We start from the raw sequence: 20,073 nt of genomic DNA, 5'->3' as shown, positions 1-20,073 counted from the left end.
ATGGCCGCCCACCCCGCCTATGTCGAGCGCCCGTTCGTCGAAACCGACAAGGGTGTCCGCCTGTGCCGCCCGCAGGACCGGGTGCGCGACATCCTCTAATCCGCCGCGATCCGTCCGCCGCTGACCCGGAAGCGCATCACCGGCCCCGGCATGTCGTCGAACAGCGCCGCCTCGGTCCCCGTCAGCCACGCCTGCCCGCCCTGCCCCGCCAGCCGGTCATAGAGCGCCCCGCGGCGCAGCGGGTCAAGATGCGCCGCGACCTCGTCGAGCAGCAGCACCGGCCGCTGCGCGCGCGCGCGCGCGACGCTGTCGCTGTGCGCGAGGACGAGCGAGAGCAGCATCGCCTTTTGCTCGCCGGTCGAACAACGTGCCGCCGCCCGCCCGGTCGCGGCGTGAACCGCCGACAGATCGTCGCGGTGCGGCCCCGCGGTCGCGCGCCCGGCGGCGGCATCGATCCGGCGGCGGCCCGCGAACAGCGCCTTCAGCGCATCGACATCGTGCGGGGCCACGCGCGGCGCCCCCTCACTGTCGACCAAGGTCAACAGCGGCCGCGCGAACGGCGCATCGGGCTGCCCCGCCAGTTCGGCCGACAATCCCGCCAGCATCTGCTGGCGCGCCGCATCCATTGCCGCGCCATGCTCCGCGAGCTGCGCCTCCAGGCTGGCGAGCCATTGCTGGTCGGCCTGCGCCGGGTCGGCAAGCAACTTCCCGCGCGCGCGCAGCGCCGCCTCATAACGATTGCTGTGCTGGGCATGACGCGGGTCGAGCGCGAGCACGAGCCGGTCGAGGAAGCGCCGCCGGTTGCCCGCGGTCTCGACGAACAGCCGGTCCATCGCCGGGGTCAGCCACAGCACCGCCAGCCATTCGCCCAGCGCCGTCGCGGCCGCCGGGGCGCCGTTGACGCGCACGATACGCCGCCCCGGCTGCGCGGGCTCGATCCCCGTTCCCAGGGCCACCGGCGCAAGATCCGCTCCGGCTTGAACCTCGGCAAAGACCGCAAAGCCGCCGCTTGCCCCGTCGCGCACCATGTCGGACAGCGCGGCACGGCGTAGTCCGCGCCCCGGTGCGAGCAGCGAGAGCGCCTCCAATATATTGGTCTTGCCCGCGCCATTGTCGCCGTGCAGCGCCACAAGCCCGGCAGCGGCCGCCATGTCCGCGCCGGCATGATTGCGAAAATCGGTCAGCGAAAGGCGGGTCAGCGTCATTTGCCTGCCCGCCTACCGCAGCCGCTTCGACGACGCCAGCGCATCGCGCCAGATGGTTTCGTTGAAATTTTTCCGACTAACGGGACTTTTTGCCATCTCAGCGTATTTTTCGCGCTGAAATAATATGTCGCGAACCGAAAAACCCCGCTTAACCGCCAATGAATGAAATTGGCACGCTCCCTGCATTACAGTTGGCATCCACCGGATGGCCCGGATGGAAGGTTCAAGGAAGGAAAATATCATGGCCCATTTCAACGTCGAATCGTTCAAGAGCTACGCCATCGCTGCGGTTGCCTCGCTTTACTGCTCGGTCATGCTCTTCGCCGCTGCTGGCCCGAACAGCCTGCTCGCCTGACCGGCTGCGTCGGCCCTCGATAAACGCCGGCCGCATCGGCCGGGATGGAAAGGAAAGAAATGAAACAGGGTTTTCGCAAGAATCGTCGCGACGGGATGATCTTCGGCGTGTGCGCCGGCATGTCAGACCAGTTCGGCATCGACGTCTTGTGGACGCGCGTCGGCTTTGTCGCCCTGACGCTTCTGGGCTTCGGCCTTCCTCTGCTGCTGTACCTCGCCGTCGCGATCCTCGCGCCGTAGGACAGAGCATCAGGGCCGGCCGCCTCACAGGCGCAATCGGACCGGCCCGCATATTCCCAGGACCAAGGGCTCACCGGCCACCCCGGTGGGCCCTTTTCATTTGGGGCGCACCGTGAAACGGTACGGAATATAAAGGAACACCTCGGTTGCGCTCGCCTGCGCCCAGATCAATTGCTCGTTCAACCCCGCGACCTCGACCCCATAATCGGCGCCGAAAGCGCCCGCGGTCTTGAGCGCCTCCGCCGCGACCAGCTTGACGATCTCGGGACGATATTGGTCGGGGTTGATGATCGTCAGCGTCAGCGCGCCGCGCCGTTCCATCAGCGCGCGTCCCTCGGCCGGCACGGCCTTGACGAAATTGTCGATCCGCGACTGCGCGCTGCCGACCGATCCGCCCAGCTTCGCCTTCACATAAACCGCGATTTCGCTGGTATCGGGGCGCCCGCCGCCCCGAAAGGCAAGGTCGCGGTAGTTGGCGAGCGTCACCCTGGTCAGCTCGAATTCGCCGGTGACCAGTTCGACGCCGGCGGCATCGGCGCGGCGGATCGCGCTTTCGATCATCGCATGAATCTCGCGCTTGCGGACATCGGCGTCGCGCGAGTCCGAGGTGAATTTTACCGGCTGGATCGCGCTGTCGGCGGGGCGCCGCAACCCGACGACGGTCTGTTCGTCGGACAGGTAATCGGCCGAGGCACGCTGTCCCGTCACGACCACTTCGCCCCTGATATTGCTATCGTCCTGCGCGATCGCCGGCATCGTCCCCGCGACCAGCGCCATTCCCAAAAGACCGATACGCATCGTTCCTCTCCTTCCCCATCGAGAAGGCGAAGCTATCAGCTTGCCGCCAAAGAAAAAGCCCTGCCGAATGGACCGCCCATCGTGACCCGGACTTGATCGGGGAATGACGAACGTCGGGAAACGACCGATTGTGGACGCTGGCCGCTATGGTAAGCGTGTTGAATGTCAAAGCGCACCGGGATCATATCTGCCGCTGTATTATTGGCGCTTGTCGCGGGTCACCTCGGCGTCAGATCAGCTTATGGGCGAGACCGTCCGGATTTGGCTGCGTGGATGTCCTTCGATGACGGCCTTTGGGCTTATCAATATACTTTCCGAAATGGTGCAGTTGGCCCTTTTATCGTCGGGCAATCTCGAAACGACGCACGAAAGCAGTTGGAAGGCGAATATCTCTTTGACCACGATCGCCAACAGGTAGCCGAAGCTTCAGGAAATTGGCGGATCGCGCTCCCCGCACAGAGCGGCGGATATGTCATCTATACCGTCCAGTTTAAGGACGACCAAATAGCCTCTATAAAGTCATACTACTCGGTGTTCGCTGGCCTTTAGGTTTCGTCCGCTTCCCACCCCAAAGCCGCCAAAGAAAAAGCCCCGCAGGATCGCTCCGGCGGGGCCATTTTCTGTCAGGCTTCAAAGCCGAGGAAGCTTATTCCTCGCCTTCGCCTTCGGGGCGATCCAGCACCGCGACATCGTCGGTGGTGAAATCTTCGCCCTGCACCTTGCCCAGCGGATCGTCACCGATCGCGGCTTCCGGGCCCTGCGCCAGTTCGGCGGCATGCTCTTCGGCGGCGGTCGTCGGGGCGATCAGATGCTCCTGGTTCGCGGCGCGCATGGCGGCGCGAAGCGCGGCATCCTTCGACGAGGCGGTGACGCGGACGCGGTTCATGGCAGCGCCGGTGCCCGCCGGGATCAGGCGGCCGACGATGACATTTTCCTTCAGGCCTTGCAGCGAGTCGATCTTGCCCTGCACCGATGCTTCGGTGAGGACGCGGGTCGTCTCCTGGAACGATGCCGCCGAAACGAAGCTGCGCGTTTGCAGCGACGCCTTGGTGATGCCGAGGAGGACCGGACGGCCTTCCGCGGGCACGCCATTCTTCGGCAGCTTGGCGTTATATTCCATCATCTCCAGATAATCGAGCTGCTCGCCGGGCAGCAGCGTCGTGTCGCCGCCGTTGGTGATCTCGACCTTTTGCAGCATCTGGCGAACGATCACCTCGATGTGCTTGTCGTTGATCTTCACGCCCTGCAATCGATAGACTTCCTGGATTTCCGCGACCAGATATTCGGCCAGCGCCTCCACACCCATCACGTCGAGGATGTCGTGCGGGTTCGGCGAACCGCTGATCAGCGCGTCGCCGCGCTTGACCTGGTCGCCTTCCTGCACTTCCAGCACCTTCGACTTCGGGATCAGATATTCGATCGGATCGCCTTCTTCCGGAACGATCGCGATCTTGCGCTTCGCCTTGTAATCCTTGACGAATTCAATGCGGCCGCTGATCTTCGCGATAACGCTGTTGTCCTTCGGAATGCGCGCCTCGAACAGCTCCGCCACCCGCGGCAGACCGCCGGTGATGTCGCGCGTCTTCGACGCTTCGCGGCTGACACGCGCCAGCACGTCGCCCGCCTGCACTTCCTGACCGTCCTCGACCGACAGCATCGTGCCGACCGCGAGCAGGTAGCGCGCGGCTTCGCCCGACTGATCGTCGAGCAAGGTCAGGCGCGGCTGAAGGTCTTCCTTCTTGGCGCGGCCCGCCGAACGATATTCGATCACGACGCGCTGGGCGATGCCCGTCGCTTCGTCGACCTGTTCGATCAGGGTCTTGCTGTCCTGCAAATCCTGATACTTCACGACGCCCTGCTTTTCGGTGATCAGCGGCATGGTGAACGGATCCCATTCGGCAATCCGGTCGCCCTTCTTCACCTTTTCGCCGTCCTTGTGCAGGATCTGCGCACCATAGGGCAGCTTGTGCGACGCGCGTTCGCGGCCTTCGCTGTCGATGATCGCAATTTCACCCGAACGCGACAGCGCCAGGCGGCGACCGCGCTGGTCGACGATCGTCGCCATGTCGCGATATTCGATCGTGCCGTCCGAAATCGCTTCGGCGTTCGACTGTTCGTTGACCTGCGCCGCACCGCCGATGTGGAAGGTGCGCATCGTCAGCTGGGTGCCGGGTTCACCGATCGACTGGGCGGCAATGACGCCGACAGCTTCACCGATGTTGACCGGCGTGCCGCGCGCAAGGTCACGGCCATAGCATTTGCCGCACACGCCCAGCGTCGCTTCGCAAACCAGCGGCGAACGGATCTTGACCGACTGAACTTCAGCCTCCTCGATCCGCGCGGTGGTGGCTTCGTCGAGCAGCGTGCCGACGGGCGCGATGATGTTGCCGTCCTTGTCGGCGACATCTTCGAGCGTCGTGCGGCCCAGGATGCGCTCGCCCAGCGAGGCGATCGTCGAACCGCCCTGGATGATCGCGCGCATTTCCATGCCGCGCGTCGTGCCGCAATCTTCCTCGATCACGACGCAGTCCTGCGACACGTCGACCAGACGGCGGGTCAGGTAACCCGAGTTCGCCGTCTTGAGCGCCGTATCGGCCAGGCCCTTACGCGCACCGTGGGTCGAGTTGAAATACTCGAGAACGGTCAGGCCTTCCTTGAAGTTCGAGATGATCGGCGTTTCGATGATCTCGCCCGACGGCTTCGCCATCAGGCCGCGCATACCGGCCAGCTGCTTCATCTGGGCCTGCGAACCACGCGCGCCCGAATGCGCCATCATATAGATGGAGTTGATCGGGGCGAGGCGGCCGTCGTCCAGCTTCGGCGTCGCACGGATTTCGTCCATCATGGCGTTCGCCACCTTGTCGCCGCACTGCGACCAGGCGTCGATGGCCTTGTTGTACTTTTCCTGCTGCGTGATCAGGCCGTCCTGATACTGCTGCTCGAAATCCTTCACCAGCGCGCGGGTTTCGTCGACCATGCCTTCCTTCGACGCCGGGATGATCATGTCATCCTTGCCGAACGAGATGCCGGCCTTGAACGCGTTGCGGAAGCCCAGCGCCATGATGGCGTCGGCGAACAGCACGGTCTCTTTCTGGCCGGTGTGACGATAGACCTGATCGATCACGTCGCCGATTTCCTTCTTGGTGAGAAGGCGGTTGACGACGTCGAAGGGCACGGTGTGCGACTTCGGCAGGCATTCGCCGATCAGCATACGGCCGGGCGTGGTCTCGAAACGCTTGAGATACTCATTGCCCTGCTCGTCGGTCTGCGGAACGCGGCTGATGACCTTGGTGTGCAGCGTCACCGCGCCGGTGAACAGCGCCTGGTGCACTTCGGCCATGTCGGCCAGCAACATGCCCTCGCCCGGTTCGCCTTCGCGCTCCAGCGAGAGATAGTAGAGGCCCAGCACCATGTCCTGCGACGGCACGATGATCGGCTTGCCGTTCGCGGGGCTCAGGATGTTGTTCGTCGACATCATCAGCACGCGCGCTTCCAGCTGGGCTTCCAGCGAGAGCGGGACGTGGACGGCCATCTGGTCACCGTCGAAGTCGGCGTTGAACGCGGCGCAAACCAGCGGGTGAAGCTGGATCGCCTTGCCTTCGATCAGCACGGGCTCGAACGCCTGGATGCCCAGGCGGTGAAGCGTCGGGGCGCGGTTCAGCAGGACCGGGTGCTCGCGAATGACTTCGTCGAGGATATCCCAGACTTCCTTGCGTTCCTTTTCGACCCACTTCTTCGCCTGCTTCAGGGTCATCGACAGACCCTTGGCGTCGAGGCGCGCGTAGATGAACGGCTTGAACAGTTCGAGCGCCATCTTCTTCGGCAGGCCGCACTGGTGCAGCTTGAGTTCGGGCCCGGTCACGATGACCGAACGCCCCGAATAGTCGACGCGCTTGCCGAGCAGGTTCTGGCGGAAGCGGCCCTGCTTGCCCTTGAGCATGTCGGACAGCGACTTCAGCGGACGCTTGTTGGCGCCGGTGATCGTGCGGCCGCGGCGGCCGTTGTCGAACAAGGCGTCGACGGCTTCCTGCAACATGCGCTTTTCGTTGCGGACGATGATGTCCGGCGCGCGCAGTTCCATCAGCCTTTTCAGACGGTTGTTACGGTTGATGACGCGGCGGTACAGGTCGTTGAGATCCGACGTCGCGAAACGGCCGCCGTCGAGCGGCACCAGCGGGCGCAGTTCGGGCGGGATGACCGGCACGACTTCCAGGATCATCCATTCGGGACGGTTGCCCGAATCGATGAAGCTTTCGACGACCTTCAAACGCTTGATGATCTTCTTGGGCTTGAGCTCCGACTTGGTGGTCGCGAGATCTTCCATCAGGTCGACGCGTTCCTGCTCCAGGTCGAGATTTTCGAGGAGCACGCGGATCGCCTCGGCCCCGATGCCGGCCGAAAAGGCGTCTTCGCCATATTCGTCCTGCGCGTCGAGCAGCTCGTCTTCGGTCAGCAGCTGGAACTTCTCCAGCGGGGTCAGGCCGGGCTCAAGAACGATATAGGCCTCGAAATACAGGACGCGCTCGAGCTGCTTGAGCTGCATGTCGAGCAACAGGCCGATGCGCGACGGCAGCGACTTCAGGAACCAGATGTGCGCGACGGGGGCCGCAAGCTCGATATGGCCCATGCGCTCGCGGCGCACTTTCGTGACCGTGACTTCGACACCGCATTTTTCGCAGACGATGCCCTTGTATTTCATGCGCTTATACTTGCCGCACAGGCATTCATAATCCTTGATCGGACCGAAAATGCGCGCGCAGAACAGGCCGTCGCGTTCGGGCTTGAACGTGCGGTAGTTGATGGTTTCGGGCTTCTTGATCTCGCCGAACGACCACGAGCGGATGCGTTCCGGGCTCGCGATGCCGATCTTGATCATGTCGAAGGTTTCGGGCTTCGCGACCGGGTTCATGAAGTTGGTAAGCTGGTTCATATTTTAAGCTCCACTCTTCCCCCTTCGCCGCGGGCGAAGGGGGTGAGGAAAATCATTATTCGGCGGCTTCGGGAAGGGCATCCGGGAGATTGTCGGGATCTTCTTCCGCATAGGAAGACAGTTCGACATTCAGGCCCAGCGAGCGCATTTCCTTGACGAGCACGTTGAAGCTTTCGGGAATGCCGGCCTCGAACGTATCGTCGCCCTTGACGATCGCTTCGTAAACCTTGGTGCGGCCGATCACGTCATCGGATTTCACCGTCAGCATTTCCTGGAGCGTATAGGCGGCGCCATAAGCCTGGAGCGCCCACACTTCCATTTCACCGAAGCGCTGGCCGCCGAACTGCGCCTTACCGCCCAGCGGCTGCTGGGTGACGAGGCTGTACGGCCCGATCGAACGCGCGTGGATCTTGTCGTCGACCAGGTGATGCAGCTTCAGGATATACATATATCCCACCGTCACCTTGCGGTCGAACCGATCGCCCGAACGGCCGTCGTACAGGTCGACCTGGCCCGAACGGTCCAGACCGGCGCGTTCCAGCATCGCCGACACGTCGCCTTCGCGCGCACCGTCGAACACGGGGGTCGCGAACGGCACGCCGACCGACAGGTTTCCGGCGAGTTCGACAATCTCTTCGGTCGTCCGCGCCTTGATCTCGTCGGCATATTCGTCGCCATAGGCCTGGAGCAGCGCCTCCCGAACCGCCTCGGGCGGGGCGCCCGCTTCGGGGTCGGGATTTGCCACGCGCCAGTCTTCGAGCGCCGCCGTGATCTGGCGACCGAAGCCGCGCGATGCCCAGCCAAGATGCGTCTCCAGAATCTGCCCGACGTTCATGCGCGACGGCACGCCCAGCGGGTTCAGCACGAAATCGACATGCGTGCCATCTTCCAGGAACGGCATGTCCTCGACCGGCAGGATGCGGCTGATGATGCCCTTGTTGCCGTGACGGCCGGCCATCTTGTCGCCCGACTGCAACTTGCGCTTCACCGCAACGAAGACCTTGACCATCTTGAGCACGCCGGGGGCGAGTTCGTCGCCGCGCTGCAGCTTTTCGACGCGATCTTCATATTTCGCGCTGATCCGCTTGATCGCGTCGTCATACTGCGCCTTGATCGCTTCCAATGCGGCCTGCGCATTGTCTTCGACGACCGCCAGCTTCCACCAGTCGGCGCGGTCGAGGTCGACCAGCATCTCTTCGGTGACGACATCGCCCTTCTTCAGGCCCTTCGGCACCGCGCTGGTCGCCTGACCGATGAGCAGTTCCTTGAGGCTGGAGAAGGTCGCGCGGTTGAGGATCGCGCGTTCGTCGTCGGCGTCCTGCTTCAGGCGCTCGATCTCTTCGCGTTCGATCGCGATCGCGCGCTCGTCCTTGTCGATGCCGTGGCGGTTGAAGACGCGGACTTCGACGACCGTGCCCGACACGCCTGGCGGCAGGCGGAGCGAGGTGTCGCGCACATCGCTGGCCTTTTCGCCAAAGATCGCGCGCAGCAGCTTTTCTTCCGGCGTCATCGGCGATTCACCCTTGGGGGTGATCTTGCCGGCCAGGATGTCGCCGGGACCGACTTCGGCGCCGATATAGACGATGCCCGCTTCGTCGAGGTTGCGAAGCGCTTCCTCGCCGACGTTCGGAATGTCGCGGGTGATGTCTTCGGGGCCAAGCCGCGTATCGCGCGCGGTGACTTCAAATTCCTCGATGTGGATCGAGGTGAAGACGTCGTCCTTCACGATGCGTTCGCTGATGAGGATCGAGTCCTCATAATTATAGCCGTTCCACGGCATGAACGCGACGAGCACATTCTTGCCGAGCGCCAGTTCGCCCAGCTCGGTCGACGGACCGTCGGCGATGATGTCGCCGGTCTTGACCACTTCGCCCACCTTCACCAGCGGACGCTGGTTGATGCAGGTATTCTGGTTCGACCGCTGGAACTTTTGCAGGCGATAGATGTCGACACCCGACTTGCCGGGTTCGACCATGTCGGTCGCGCGGATAACAATGCGGGTAGCGTCGACCTGGTCGATCACGCCGCCGCGACGCGCCGCAATGGCCGCGCCCGAGTCGCGCGCAACCGTCTCTTCCATGCCAGTGCCGACGACGGGCGCTTCGGCCCGGATCAGCGGCACAGCCTGACGCTGCATGTTCGATCCCATCAGCGCGCGGTTGGCGTCATCGTTTTCCAGGAACGGGATCAGCGACGCCGCGACCGAAACCAGCTGCTTCGGCGACACGTCCATCAACGTGATCTGGTCCTTCGGCGCCATCAGGAACTCGCCCGCTTCGCGCGCCGAGATCAGCTCGTCGATGAAGCTGCCGTCGGGGTTGAGGTCGGCGTTCGCCTGCGCAACCGTGTGCTTCTGTTCTTCCATCGCCGACAGATAGACGACCTCGTTGGTCACCTTGCCGTCGATGATCTTGCGATACGGCGTTTCGATGAAGCCATATTTGTTCACGCGCGCAAAGGTGGCGAGCGAGTTGATCAGGCCGATGTTCGGGCCTTCCGGCGTTTCGATCGGACAGATGCGGCCATAGTGGGTCGGGTGAACGTCGCGGACTTCAAAGCCCGCGCGCTCGCGCGTCAGACCGCCCGGCCCAAGCGCCGACACGCGGCGCTTGTGGGTGACTTCCGACAAGGGGTTGGTCTGATCCATGAACTGGCTGAGCTGCGACGAACCAAAAAATTCGCGCACCGCGGCGACCGCGGGCTTCGCATTGATCAGGTCGTTCGGCATCACCGTCGACACATCGACCGAGCTCATGCGCTCCTTCACCGCGCGCTCCATGCGGAGCAGGCCGACGCGATACTGGTTTTCGAGCAGCTCGCCGACCGAACGCACGCGGCGGTTGCCGAGATTGTCGATATCGTCGATTTCGCCCTTGCCGTCCTTCAGGTTCACCAGTTCCTTGACGACAGCCAGAATGTCCTCGCTGCGCAGCGTGGTGACCGTGTCTTCGGCATCGAGGCCGAGGCGCATGTTCAGCTTGACGCGGCCGACGGCCGACAGGTCGTAACGCTCGGGGTCAAAGAACAGGCCGCCGAACAATGCTTCCGCGGTTTCGCGCGTCGGCGGTTCGCCGGGGCGCATGACGCGATAGATGTCCGACAGCGCCTGGTCGCGATCTTCGGCCTTGTCGACCTTCAACGTGTTGCGAATCCACGGGCCGGTGTTGTTGTGGTCGATGTCGAGCAGGACGAGCTTGTCGACCCCCGCCGCGTCGAGCTTTTCCAGATTGTCGGCGCTGACTTCGTCGCCGGCTTCGATATAGATTTCGCCGGTCGCTTCGTTGATCAGGTCATAGGCGCTGTAACGGCCGAAGATTTCCTCGGTCGGGATCAGCAGCGTGTCGAGACCATCCTTTGCGGCCTTGTTCGCAAGGCGCGGGCTGATCTTGTGGCCGGCGGCAAAGACGACTTCGCCGGTCTTGGCGTCGACGACGTCGAACGCGGGCTTCGACCCACGCCAGTTTTCGACGACGAACGGCACTTTCCAGCCATTTTCGGCGCGCTCGAACACAAGGCGGTCGTAAAAGGTGTTCAGGATTTCTTCGCCCGACATGCCCAGCGCATACAGCAGGCTGGTAACCGGCAGCTTGCGCTTGCGGTCGATGCGGACGTTGACGATGTCCTTGGCGTCGAATTCAAAGTCCAGCCACGAACCGCGATACGGGATCACGCGCGCGGCGAACAGGAACTTGCCCGACGAGTGGGTCTTGCCGCGATCATGGTCGAACAGGACACCCGGCGAACGGTGCATCTGCGACACGATCACGCGCTCGGTGCCGTTGACGAAGAACGTGCCGTTCTCGGTCATCAGCGGCATGTCGCCCATGTAAACGTCCTGCTCCTTGATATCGAGCACCGAACGCGTGTCGGTTTCGCTGTCGACTTCAAAGACGATCAGGCGCAGCGTGACCTTCATCGGCGCTGCATAGGTGATGCCGCGCTGACGGCATTCCTCGACGTCATATTTCGGCGCTTCGAGTTCGTAGTGAACGAAATCGAGTTCGGCGGTGCCGGCGAAATCGCGGATCGGGAAAACGCTGCGCAGCGTCTTCTCCAGGCCCGAAACATAGCCGACCGAAGGGTCGGACCGCAGGAATTGCTCATAGGATTCGCGCTGCACCTCGATGAGGTTGGGCATCTCCACTGCTTCGTGAATATTGCCGAACAGCTTACGGATTCGCTTGCTTGCGGTTGCTTCGAGGGCCTTGCCCACCGACTTCGCCTTGGTCGCCATAAGTGATTGTCTCGCCTTAAGAAAAATCAGGTCGCGAGCGCATCGACGCGAAAAAAGCCGCAGGCAACCGTTGCCGGTTTACCGCAGCTTTCCAACGCCTGTCGAAATCCCCAGCGACCTATCCGTACAGCCCGTTGCGCAAAGTCAGGCTCTATCTCGGACGATGGGGTGTGGGGGCGATATAGGATTTGCGGCGCGCGGTGTCAACGCCGCGCCCGCCACGCCACGCCCGATGTCGGCTTTGGGGTGGGAAGCAGACATTTGCTTCAAGTCCCTCCGGTGCTAGAGCTGACATCAGTTTACCTCGCGCTAGTGATTGGAGAGGGTGGCTTGCTGGCTCCAAGGACGCCTCAGGAGGCTCTTGAAATATTTAGGAACCCCGACGCGAATGACTGGGAGCGGGATTATGCCGCTCTCATGATCGACTCGCTCGACGAAGCCTTACCTGAGCTTGAAAAGGTGGCGCGCGACGCAAGCGCAAGCGAAATGCTTCAACAAAGGGCGGCAGAAGTTCTTGGGTGCGCTTGGAGGGACCGCGGCATCCTTCTGACTGCGGACATCACCGGTTTCACGCCGATCGCCAGGCAGGAGATTCTATTTCACCGGGGCGAAGGTCTGCCATACCCGGATTAGCATCGATGTCCGCAATTGGTCGCCAGCCGACGAACCTCCCTGCCCGTTCGTGTCGAGCGAAGTCGAGACACCCATCGAAAGAGCCCGACGCCGAGCGAACGGGCAGGAACAGGCCAGAACGCCCACCCCCGGCAAATCCCGGACGCGCCCCGAATCCCCTTCGCGTCGCACGGCCTGACCCACGCCCGAAATCCGCAAAGCCAACGCGGCCAAATCCCCAGCCCGCCGTGAACCACATCGTCAAAACTCGCTTCGTCCCGCATCAGGCACGGTTCGTCAGCCTTGGCGTGGTCCTTATCGTATCAAGCGCGTTCAACTTCCATCGTTCCAATCATCAATTCCCAAAGGAGACCCCAAGCAATGCGGAAACTCGCAGGCTTTGTCGCAACTCTCTCTCTCGGTGCCGCTGCCGTTGTGGCGGCCCCCGCGCTGGCACAGGATGCTGCCGCCACGGCGACCGTCGACCTGTCGGTCGGCACGAAGGTTTTCGATTCCGAAGGCGCCGAACTCGGCACCATTGCCAGCGCCCAGGGCGCCAATGTCGTCGTCGATCTCGGCGCCGGCAAGCAGGTAACCCTGCCCGCCAATTCTTTCGGCAAGCTGGAACAGGGGCCGACGATCGGCGCCACCAAGGCGCAGGTCATGGCCGCGGTCGATCAAGCCGCTGCCGGCAATGAAGCCAAGCTGACCGCCGCCCTTCAGCCCGGCGCAGAGGTGCGCGGCGTCAACGGCAATTCGGTTCTTGGCAAGGTCAAGCTTGTCGCCGCCGACGGCGTGGTTCTCACCAGCCCCACCGGCGACGTGAAACTGCCGCGCAGCGCCTTTTTCGTCGGCCAGGCCGGTCTTGCGACCAGCTTCACCGCCGAACAGTTCGCCGCCGCGATGCAGGAAGTGAACACGGCTGCGGCCGCCGATGACGCGGCAGTGGCCGCCGCCTTGGTGGCGGGCGCCGACGTCCGCAGCCTCAAGGGCGCGGCCGTGCTCGGCAAGGTCAAATCGGCAAGCGCCAGCGCCGTGGTCGTGACGACCCCGTCGGGCGACGACGTCAGCCTGCCGCGCAGCGCCTTCCTGATGTCGCCGGCCGGTCTCGCGGCGGCCTATACCGCCGAACAGTTCGCAGCGGCCGTGGCACAGGCAACCGGCGCGCCCGCGCCGCAAGCCGATGCGACCGCGGCCACGACGACGGCCACGGAAAAGCCCGCCAACTAAAACGATCGCTTGTTGGAAAAGGGGCGCGGGACCAAAGTTCCGCGCCCCTTTTTTTACGTCCCCGTCCCCGCGCGACAGGGACATGCCCCCTGCCGCACGATCGCCCTCGCCTCCTCAGGCGGCCATGCGCAGCCGGTTGCGTCCTTCGCGCTTGGCGACATACAGCGCCTTGTCGGCGCGGTGCAGCAATTCCTCGACGTCGGGTTCGCCGTCATACACCGCCAGCCCGACGCTGATCGTCGCGTTGGGCAGGCCCTCTTCATCCGCAGTCCCCGCCTCGACCGCCTGGCGCACGCGTTCGGCGACCATTTCGGCGGCTTGCGCGCTCGACCGTTGCAGGATGCAGACAAATTCCTCGCCGCCGATCCGCCCCAGCATATCTTCGTCGCGCAGCGCCGCTTTCGCCCGCTGCGCGACGCGGTGGATGACCCGGTCGCCCATCGCATGGCCGTGGGTGTCGTTGATGCGCTTGAAATGGTCGATGTCGAAAATCGCCACCGCCAGCGGCGCCCCATGGTCGCGCGCGCCGCTCAGTGCCTTTTCGAGAAAGGCCAGCGTGTGGCGGCGGTTGGGCAGGCCGGTCAGCATGTCGGTGTTCGCGACGCGCTCGGCCGCGCTGCGCGCCGCTTCGAGGATGCGCGCATTCTCGACCGTCTCGGTGACGTCCTGGACCGTGCCGAAAATGCCGATCGCCCGCTTGCCGCGCCCCATCTCGATCGACCCGTGCGATTTCACATGCCGTATCTGGCCGTCGGCGCGGCGGATGCGGCCCTGAAACTCGAAAGGCTCGCCGGTCCGCACCGCGGCTTCCAATATCTTCCGCACCGCGACGCGGTCTTCGGCGACATATTGCTTGACGCTATATTCCACGTCGACCGGCACGCCGGGTTCCAGCCCATGGACGCGATAGGTCTGATCCGACCAGGTGATCGTCCAATGGGCCAGATCGACGCGCCAATGACCGACCAGCGCCGCCGCCTCGGCCTGCAACAGCCAGCGGTTGCTTTGCTCCAGCCGCTTTGCCAGTCGCTGCCGACCGATCAGCAACGCCGCCAGCGGCAAGGTCGCGAACAGCAGGATCACCAGGTAGAATTGCAGGAACAGCACCTTGACCTTGGGCGCCGTGTCCATCGCGGCGATCACGCCATATCCCTGCCCGGTGAACAGCGACACGATGATGGTCACGATCAACACGCCCGCCGCGGCGCCGAACGGCCCCAGCCGATAGGCTGCGGCAACGACCGCGATGCACGGCAGGAAGGTCGCGGGAAACGCCGACTGCGAAAAGGATAAAATGGTGACCAGCCCCGTGGCGGTCAGGATCGCGGCCGCTTCGGTTTTCATTCCGGCAGGCGCTTTTCCGAACGCATTGGTTCCGATCATCCGCGCAAGCATCACGATCGGCGGGGTGACGATCAACATGCCGAGCAGCACCGTCGTCAACCACGACAGCAGGAAATCGAGCCCTTTGCCGGTCAGCGCCCACGCCATCGCCGCGCTGATCGTGCTCGCCGCGAATGCCGCCACGCAGAACCGGATGACCGATCGCGGGACCATGAACGACAGTTCGCCCGGCTCGCTGCGCCGGATCAGCCACAGCGCGACCACCGCCTCGCACAGGTTCGACAAGGTGAAGGCGAAACAGGACCACAGCGGCGCGCCGCCATGGATATTCGCCGCCAGGCTGGCCGCCGCCATGCCGACAAAGGCGGCGACGCGCGCAGAGGCGGGCATCAACAGCAGCAGCGCGAGGAAATAGCCGCTCGGCGGCCAAACCGCGGCGATATTGTCGGCCCCTTTGGTGGCGTGCAACGACAAGCTTGCCAGCAGGAAATATCCCGTTGCGCTCAGCAGGAGCCAAAAGACCGCCTCGACTTTGGGGGACAGCGACCGGGTCATGTGACCAAATAACCGAAAAGGGGAAAATAAACCGCTAATATTCTGCGGCCAGCTATCGGGTCTCGCCGCGACTAGTCGATCCCGCCAAACGTCAGGCCGACAACTTCGTCGACCATCGCTTCATCCCACTCCAGCCGCCGGTCGAGGATCAGCATCGCCAGGCCATGGACCAGCGCCCAGGCGTGCAGCGCCGCAGTGTCGGGGTTTTCGACCCCCGGCAGCGCCTCGCCAACCCCGGCTCGCAGCAGGTTATAGGCAACTTCGCCGCCATCATCGCCCTGCTTGCGGTCGGGCATCTGGCGCGTGAAGCTCAACCGGAACAGCGCCGGCTCGTCATGCGCAAATCGGACATAGGTCGTCCCGGTCGCCTTGAACCCGTTGCGGCCGCCCCCTGCCTTCAGCCACGCCTGCGCCTGCAACGCGCCCAGCCGCCGCAGCCCTTCGTCGGCCAGCGCGTCGAGCAGCGCCTCCTTGTCGGGGAAATGGCGGTAAAGCGCGGTGGCGCTGACCCCGACATCGCGGGCAAGGGCGCGCAGGCCCAGTTCGCCGTCGTCGCCCGTCTCCAGCCGCCGCAGTCCCGCCGCGATCACCGCGGCGCGCAAGTCGCCATGATGATAGGCACCCGCTGCTTTCGCCCCATCGCCTTTTATGTTGACACTGTTATCTTCATTCGCCATGTTGTCACCGTAAACATTCCGAGTCGCCAGCGCAATCCCCTCCACGCCACGCGACACTTTCGTCACCATCCGTAAGGAGCATCACCATGGCAAGCAACGTCGAAACCCTGATCCGCGGCGCCGTCGTCAAAGGCATCGGCAAGGTCGCCGATTTCAATCGCAAGCGCCTGCCCCGCCCGACCGACGCCCACCCCTTCCTGACCGGCATTCACAAACCGATGACCGAGGAATTCACGATCGAGGCGCTGCGCGTCGATGGCGAAATCCCTGCTGCGCTGACCGGCCGCTACCTGCGCAACGGGCCGAACCCCGCCGCGGCGCCCGACCCCGCCAGCTACCACTGGTTCACCGGCGTCGGCATGGTGCATGGCATCCGCATCGCGGGCGGTAAGGCCGACTGGTATCGCAATCGCTGGGTCCGCGGCAGCGAAGCGTGCGAAGCGCTCGGCGAAGACCTGCCCCCTGGCCCGCGCGCCGACCGCAATGACGCACCGAACACCAATGTCGTCGGCCTCGCAGGCCGCACCTTTGCGATTGTCGAGGCGGGCGGCAAACCCGTCGAACTGGGTTATGAGCTGAACACGATCGCGCATAACCCGTTCGACGGCACGCTCGCCGGCGCCTTCACGGCACACCCGCATCACGACCCCGCGACCAACGAAATGCACGCGATCACCTATCGCGGCGACGAGCCGAACAAGGTCTGGCACGTCGTCCTCGACAATCAGGCGCATGTCGTCCGCGAGGAACCGATTGCCGTCAGCGACGGTCCCTCGATCCATGATTGCGCCATCACCGAAAATTATGTGCTCGTGTTCGACCTGCCCGTCACCTTTTCGATGAAGATGCTGCTCGGCGGTTACCGCTTCCCCTATGCGTGGAACGACGCGCACCCGGCGCGCGTCGGCCTCCTTCCGCGGAAAGGCAGCGGCGACAGCGTCGTCTGGGTGCCGGTCGAGCCCTGCTATGTCTTCCACCCAGCCAACGCCTATGAAACGGCGGACGGCAAGGTCATCGTCGACCTCGTCGCGCACGAAACAATGTTCGCCAGCTCAAAGCGCGGACCGGACAGCGAAAAGTCGCGGATGGAACGCTGGACGATCGATCCGGTCGCCGGAACGACGACCCGCACCGTCATCCACGATCACGCACAGGAATTTCCGCGCTATGACGAACGGTTGACCGCCAAACCCTATCGCTATGCCTATACGATCGCGATTCCCGACGGCGTGTCAGCCGAATGGGCTCTCGCCGACACGCGGCTGTTCAAGCACGATCTCGACAAGGGTATGACCGACATCCACGACTTTGGTCCCGGCCGCCACCCCGGCGAGTTCGTGTTCGTCCCGCGCAGCAACGACGGCGCCGAAGATGATGGCTGGCTGATTGGCCTTGTTGTCGACATGAACGACGAAACGACCGACCTCGTCATCCTCAACGCCGATGATTTTACCGGGTCGCCACAAGCTGTCGTGCATCTACCGCACCGGGTTCCGCCGGGGTTCCACGGGAACTGGGTCGCGGATTGACGGTATCGGGGCGCCGCATCAGCGCCTCGGTCACCGCCAGCGACCGTTCGTTGTCGACGTCGATCGCCGTGGCTCCGTTGCCGATCAACAGCGGAGCCACTTCGACCTTCAACCGGCGCGAAATGCGGGCGAAAATATGGTGGATCGGTCCCAGCCCGAACCGAAAGCGCAGCAGGTTGATTAGCCCGAACGCCTGCATGACGCGGAGCGGCTTCTTGACGAACTGGCCGCCGCCGCGAAAGGCCTCCGCCGCACGCAGCGCATTGGGATGGCCGATCCAATAGGCGTTACAGTTCGATACCGCGACATCGGAAAACTCGTAAAAGCGCCGCTGGCCTTCGGGGTGCACCGCCAGCACATCTTCGCGCCGCGCCAGCGCGACCCCCGCGTCGGCACCCAGCCGCTCTGCCTCGGCTGCGATCTCGGCGATCGTTGCCGCGGTCAGCAGGCAATTGTCGGCGGTGGTGACGAGCAAGGGAAAACGGGCGACGCCTGCGACCGCAAGGACCGAGTCCGCAAGATTGTCCGCGGCCGGAACGACGACCAACCGCCGTCCCAACGATGCGATCACCGGGTCAGCCAGGTCGGCCAGCAGCGCCGCGTGGTGCGTCGACACGAACACCCGGTCGGCCGAACTCGCCGCGGCGCTTTCCAGAACATGGGCGATCATCGGGCGGCCTGCGACCGGGACGAGGCACTTGTTGGCCACGCCATGCGCCGCGGCGAGTGGGTCGATCGCGCCGGCACGGCGTCCGGCGAGGATCAGGATCGAACCGCTCATGCGGCGTCGCGCCGCGCCGCAGCGGGGGCGATCTGGCGGATCATGCTTTCGGCGACGATCGTCTCGACAAGCTGCGAATGGGTAAAGCCCGCTGCGACCGCCGAGCGCGAGAACAGCTTTTCCGACCACAGGTTGCAGTTCAGATTGACCTCCAGCAACCGCACGTCGCCGGTCGTGTGATCGACGCGAAATTCAAACCGGCCATAATCGAACGGACGGAAGACATCGGCCATCCGCTGGGTATATTCGATGATATTCCGGCTGATCGCGGGATCGTCGAACCGCTTGATCCGGTATCCGACCTGGCCGACAAGGTCGCGCTTTTCCTGATAGGTCCGCAACTGGCTAGGATCGGCTTGCTCAAAGATCATCATCGGCAGCATCGCTGGCGCGCCGCCCAATGTGATCACGGGCACCTCGATATCGCTGCCGTCGATAAAGGGTTCGACCAGCGCGTCATGGTCGAGCGCATGGATTTCTGCCACCGATCGCGCCAGCTCGACGCGGTCGTGCGCGTCGCGGACGCCCCAAGACGCCGAACTGTTGTTCGGTTTGATCACCCAGCGCCGCGACGGCGGGCACCGCGACACATCAATGGGCGCGCCGCGCCGGAACAGCGCCCACGGGGCGGTCGGCACGCCGCGCGCGGCCGCCTCCAGCTTGGTCAGATGCTTGTCGTCGGACAGACCGCGCACGATCGGCGACGCGCCAAGATAGGGCAGACCGTGCCGGTTGCAGAGCAAGGGCAACAGCATTTCCGAATTGAAGAAGCCACCGCGGTTGAGCAGCGGGAATACGAAATCGGCAGCGGGCCGGTCGAACAGCGCCGCATAGCTGTCCGCGATCAGCAGTTCGACGCCGATCCCTTCCAGCGTTTCGCGCATTTCGCGGTGATAGGGGGCGTGGTTGCCGTCATCGGGATGAAGGCCGCCCGTCCAGCGCGCATGTTTAGCGATGAAGAGCAGCCGCTGTGTTTCGCGCAGGCGGCCCGGCAGCCGGGTCGGGGCAAGATCGGTCGTTTTCATGCGCTTCATCGACCATGCGAAGGTTGCGCGGCCATGACGGATCGGTGAAACCCGTGACACCGAACTGCAAGGCAGTTGTCATTTCAGCCGGTGTTGCCAGAAAAAACCGACCGCTCCCGCCGTCGCGCGGGCCGGGATCACCACCGCTCGTCCGGTCGCGAAAACCTGTTCGCCGTGCGACCAACGCCCCCCATTCTTCGCCGCGCCGTTCGGTGCGCACGGCTCATCGTGGAATCCCGTTGTTTCGGGCAGCATTTTGGCGCGGCGGCTCGTTCCTCTTTCACTATGACAAGAAACATCGCCCTCTCCCGCCCCGCCACGAGCGCGATTGCCGCGTTCCTGGTCCTTACCGCCCCCAGCGCTTTTGCGCAGGAAACGCCGAGCGTCCCCATGACGTCCCCGGTGGCACCGCCGCCGGTGGTTGCACCCGCGCCGCAAACGCCGCCGACGGTCGCCGAACCCAGCATGACCGCGCCGGTGGCGACGCCCCAGACCGCCGAGCCGCAGACCCCGAAGCCGGTCATTCGCGTGCCGTTGGATATCGCGCCTGCCGAAACCA

General features: G+C 63.9%; 13 protein-coding genes and 1 pseudogene. 6 read left to right on the top strand and 8 right to left on the bottom strand.

The window, feature by feature from the left end:
• Positions 1–99 (top strand): annotated as a pseudogene (locus A3E77_RS08530) (arsenate reductase (glutaredoxin)); the annotation flags it as partial.
• Here A3E77_RS08530 and recF read toward each other — a convergent pair.
• Positions 96–1,205 carry a DNA replication/repair protein RecF gene (gene recF, locus A3E77_RS08525; protein ID WP_293644952.1) on the bottom strand — a complete coding sequence of 370 codons (1,110 nt, stop codon included), beginning with the start codon at positions 1,203–1,205 and terminating at the stop codon, positions 96–98. The pseudogene A3E77_RS08530 and the gene recF overlap by 4 nt on opposite strands.
• 399 nt (positions 1,206–1,604) lie before the next feature.
• On the opposite strand from recF, the gene A3E77_RS08520 reads away from it, so the two are divergent.
• On the top strand, positions 1,605–1,799 hold the full coding sequence (locus A3E77_RS08520; protein ID WP_235957492.1) for a PspC domain-containing protein: 195 nt from the start codon (positions 1,605–1,607) through the stop codon (positions 1,797–1,799).
• Between the two features lie 96 nt (positions 1,800–1,895).
• Here the strand turns inward: A3E77_RS08520 and A3E77_RS08515 are convergent, their stop codons facing one another.
• On the bottom strand, positions 1,896–2,597 hold the full coding sequence (locus A3E77_RS08515) for a TonB-dependent receptor (RefSeq protein WP_293644950.1): 702 nt from the start codon (positions 2,595–2,597) through the stop codon (positions 1,896–1,898).
• A gap of 162 nt (positions 2,598–2,759) precedes the next feature.
• On the opposite strand from A3E77_RS08515, the gene A3E77_RS08510 reads away from it, so the two are divergent.
• Entirely contained in the window at positions 2,760–3,146 is a 387-nt protein-coding gene (locus A3E77_RS08510) for a hypothetical protein (protein WP_293644948.1), read from the top strand.
• 97 nt (positions 3,147–3,243) lie between these two features.
• Here the strand turns inward: A3E77_RS08510 and rpoC are convergent, their stop codons facing one another.
• Positions 3,244–7,527 (bottom strand): DNA-directed RNA polymerase subunit beta', encoded by a 4,284-nt coding sequence (rpoC, locus tag A3E77_RS08505; protein ID WP_293644946.1) that lies wholly within the window; start codon positions 7,525–7,527, stop codon positions 3,244–3,246.
• A 55-nt stretch (positions 7,528–7,582) separates the two neighbouring features.
• On the bottom strand, positions 7,583–11,761 hold the full coding sequence (rpoB, locus tag A3E77_RS08500; protein WP_293644944.1) for a DNA-directed RNA polymerase subunit beta: 4,179 nt from the start codon (positions 11,759–11,761) through the stop codon (positions 7,583–7,585).
• 417 nt (positions 11,762–12,178) lie between these two features.
• On the opposite strand from rpoB, the gene A3E77_RS08495 reads away from it, so the two are divergent.
• A complete protein-coding gene (locus A3E77_RS08495; protein ID WP_160771303.1) occupies positions 12,179–12,394 on the top strand; it encodes a hypothetical protein in 216 nt (71 codons plus the stop codon).
• A 360-nt stretch (positions 12,395–12,754) separates the two neighbouring features.
• Entirely contained in the window at positions 12,755–13,603 is an 849-nt protein-coding gene (locus A3E77_RS08490) for a hypothetical protein (protein ID WP_293644942.1), read from the top strand.
• A gap of 114 nt (positions 13,604–13,717) precedes the next feature.
• On the opposite strand, the gene A3E77_RS08485 is transcribed toward A3E77_RS08490, so the two are convergent.
• Both A3E77_RS08485 and A3E77_RS08480 read right to left on the bottom strand, forming a co-directional pair.
• Positions 13,718–15,502 carry a sensor domain-containing diguanylate cyclase gene (locus A3E77_RS08485; RefSeq protein ID WP_293644940.1) on the bottom strand — a complete coding sequence of 595 codons (1,785 nt, stop codon included), beginning with the start codon at positions 15,500–15,502 and terminating at the stop codon, positions 13,718–13,720.
• A 71-nt stretch (positions 15,503–15,573) separates the two neighbouring features.
• Positions 15,574–16,179 (bottom strand): TetR/AcrR family transcriptional regulator, encoded by a 606-nt coding sequence (locus A3E77_RS08480; protein ID WP_293644938.1) that lies wholly within the window; start codon positions 16,177–16,179, stop codon positions 15,574–15,576.
• A gap of 86 nt (positions 16,180–16,265) precedes the next feature.
• On the opposite strand from A3E77_RS08480, the gene A3E77_RS08475 reads away from it, so the two are divergent.
• Positions 16,266–17,708, top strand: coding sequence for an 8'-apo-carotenoid 13,14-cleaving dioxygenase (locus A3E77_RS08475; protein ID WP_293644936.1), 1,443 nt, complete (start codon positions 16,266–16,268; stop codon positions 17,706–17,708).
• On the opposite strand, the gene A3E77_RS08470 is transcribed toward A3E77_RS08475, so the two are convergent.
• Both A3E77_RS08470 and A3E77_RS08465 read right to left on the bottom strand, forming a co-directional pair.
• Positions 17,629–18,489, bottom strand: a complete 861-nt coding sequence (locus A3E77_RS08470) for an NTP transferase domain-containing protein (protein ID WP_293644934.1) — start codon at positions 18,487–18,489, stop codon at positions 17,629–17,631. The genes A3E77_RS08475 and A3E77_RS08470 overlap by 80 nt on opposite strands.
• A complete protein-coding gene (locus tag A3E77_RS08465) occupies positions 18,486–19,514 on the bottom strand; it encodes a D-alanine--D-alanine ligase family protein (RefSeq protein ID WP_293644932.1) in 1,029 nt (342 codons plus the stop codon). Before A3E77_RS08465 ends, A3E77_RS08470 begins: the two co-directional genes overlap by 4 nt.
• Positions 19,515–20,073 lie beyond the last annotated feature (559 nt).

Origin of the sequence: Sphingopyxis sp. RIFCSPHIGHO2_12_FULL_65_19 (assembly GCF_001830555.1) — a bacterium.
Classification (GTDB): domain Bacteria; phylum Pseudomonadota; class Alphaproteobacteria; order Sphingomonadales; family Sphingomonadaceae; genus Sphingopyxis.
The sequence above is the reverse complement of the archived record's forward strand: the minus strand, read 5'-3'. Positions and strand labels throughout refer to the sequence as shown.

What these genes read in the sequence shown, in the direction of transcription:
- rpoC (WP_293644946.1), bottom strand. Translation starts at nt 7,527, where the DNA reads ATGAACCAGCTTACCAACTTCATGAACCCGGTCGCGAAGCCCGAAACC.
- A3E77_RS08480 (WP_293644938.1), bottom strand. Translation starts at nt 16,179, where the DNA reads ATGGCGAATGAAGATAACAGTGTCAACATAAAAGGCGATGGGGCGAAA.
- rpoB (WP_293644944.1), bottom strand. Translation starts at nt 11,761, where the DNA reads ATGGCGACCAAGGCGAAGTCGGTGGGCAAGGCCCTCGAAGCAACCGCA.
- A3E77_RS08490 (WP_293644942.1), top strand. Translation starts at nt 12,755, where the DNA reads ATGCGGAAACTCGCAGGCTTTGTCGCAACTCTCTCTCTCGGTGCCGCT.
- A3E77_RS08470 (WP_293644934.1), bottom strand. Translation starts at nt 18,489, where the DNA reads ATGAGCGGTTCGATCCTGATCCTCGCCGGACGCCGTGCCGGCGCGATC.
- A3E77_RS08510 (WP_293644948.1), top strand. Translation starts at nt 2,760, where the DNA reads ATGTCAAAGCGCACCGGGATCATATCTGCCGCTGTATTATTGGCGCTT.
- A3E77_RS08515 (WP_293644950.1), bottom strand. Translation starts at nt 2,597, where the DNA reads ATGCGTATCGGTCTTTTGGGAATGGCGCTGGTCGCGGGGACGATGCCG.
- A3E77_RS08495 (WP_160771303.1), top strand. Translation starts at nt 12,179, where the DNA reads ATGATCGACTCGCTCGACGAAGCCTTACCTGAGCTTGAAAAGGTGGCG.
- A3E77_RS08485 (WP_293644940.1), bottom strand. Translation starts at nt 15,502, where the DNA reads ATGACCCGGTCGCTGTCCCCCAAAGTCGAGGCGGTCTTTTGGCTCCTG.
- A3E77_RS08520 (WP_235957492.1), top strand. Translation starts at nt 1,605, where the DNA reads ATGGAAAGGAAAGAAATGAAACAGGGTTTTCGCAAGAATCGTCGCGAC.
- A3E77_RS08475 (WP_293644936.1), top strand. Translation starts at nt 16,266, where the DNA reads ATGGCAAGCAACGTCGAAACCCTGATCCGCGGCGCCGTCGTCAAAGGC.
- recF (WP_293644952.1), bottom strand. Translation starts at nt 1,205, where the DNA reads ATGACGCTGACCCGCCTTTCGCTGACCGATTTTCGCAATCATGCCGGC.
- A3E77_RS08465 (WP_293644932.1), bottom strand. Translation starts at nt 19,514, where the DNA reads ATGAAAACGACCGATCTTGCCCCGACCCGGCTGCCGGGCCGCCTGCGC.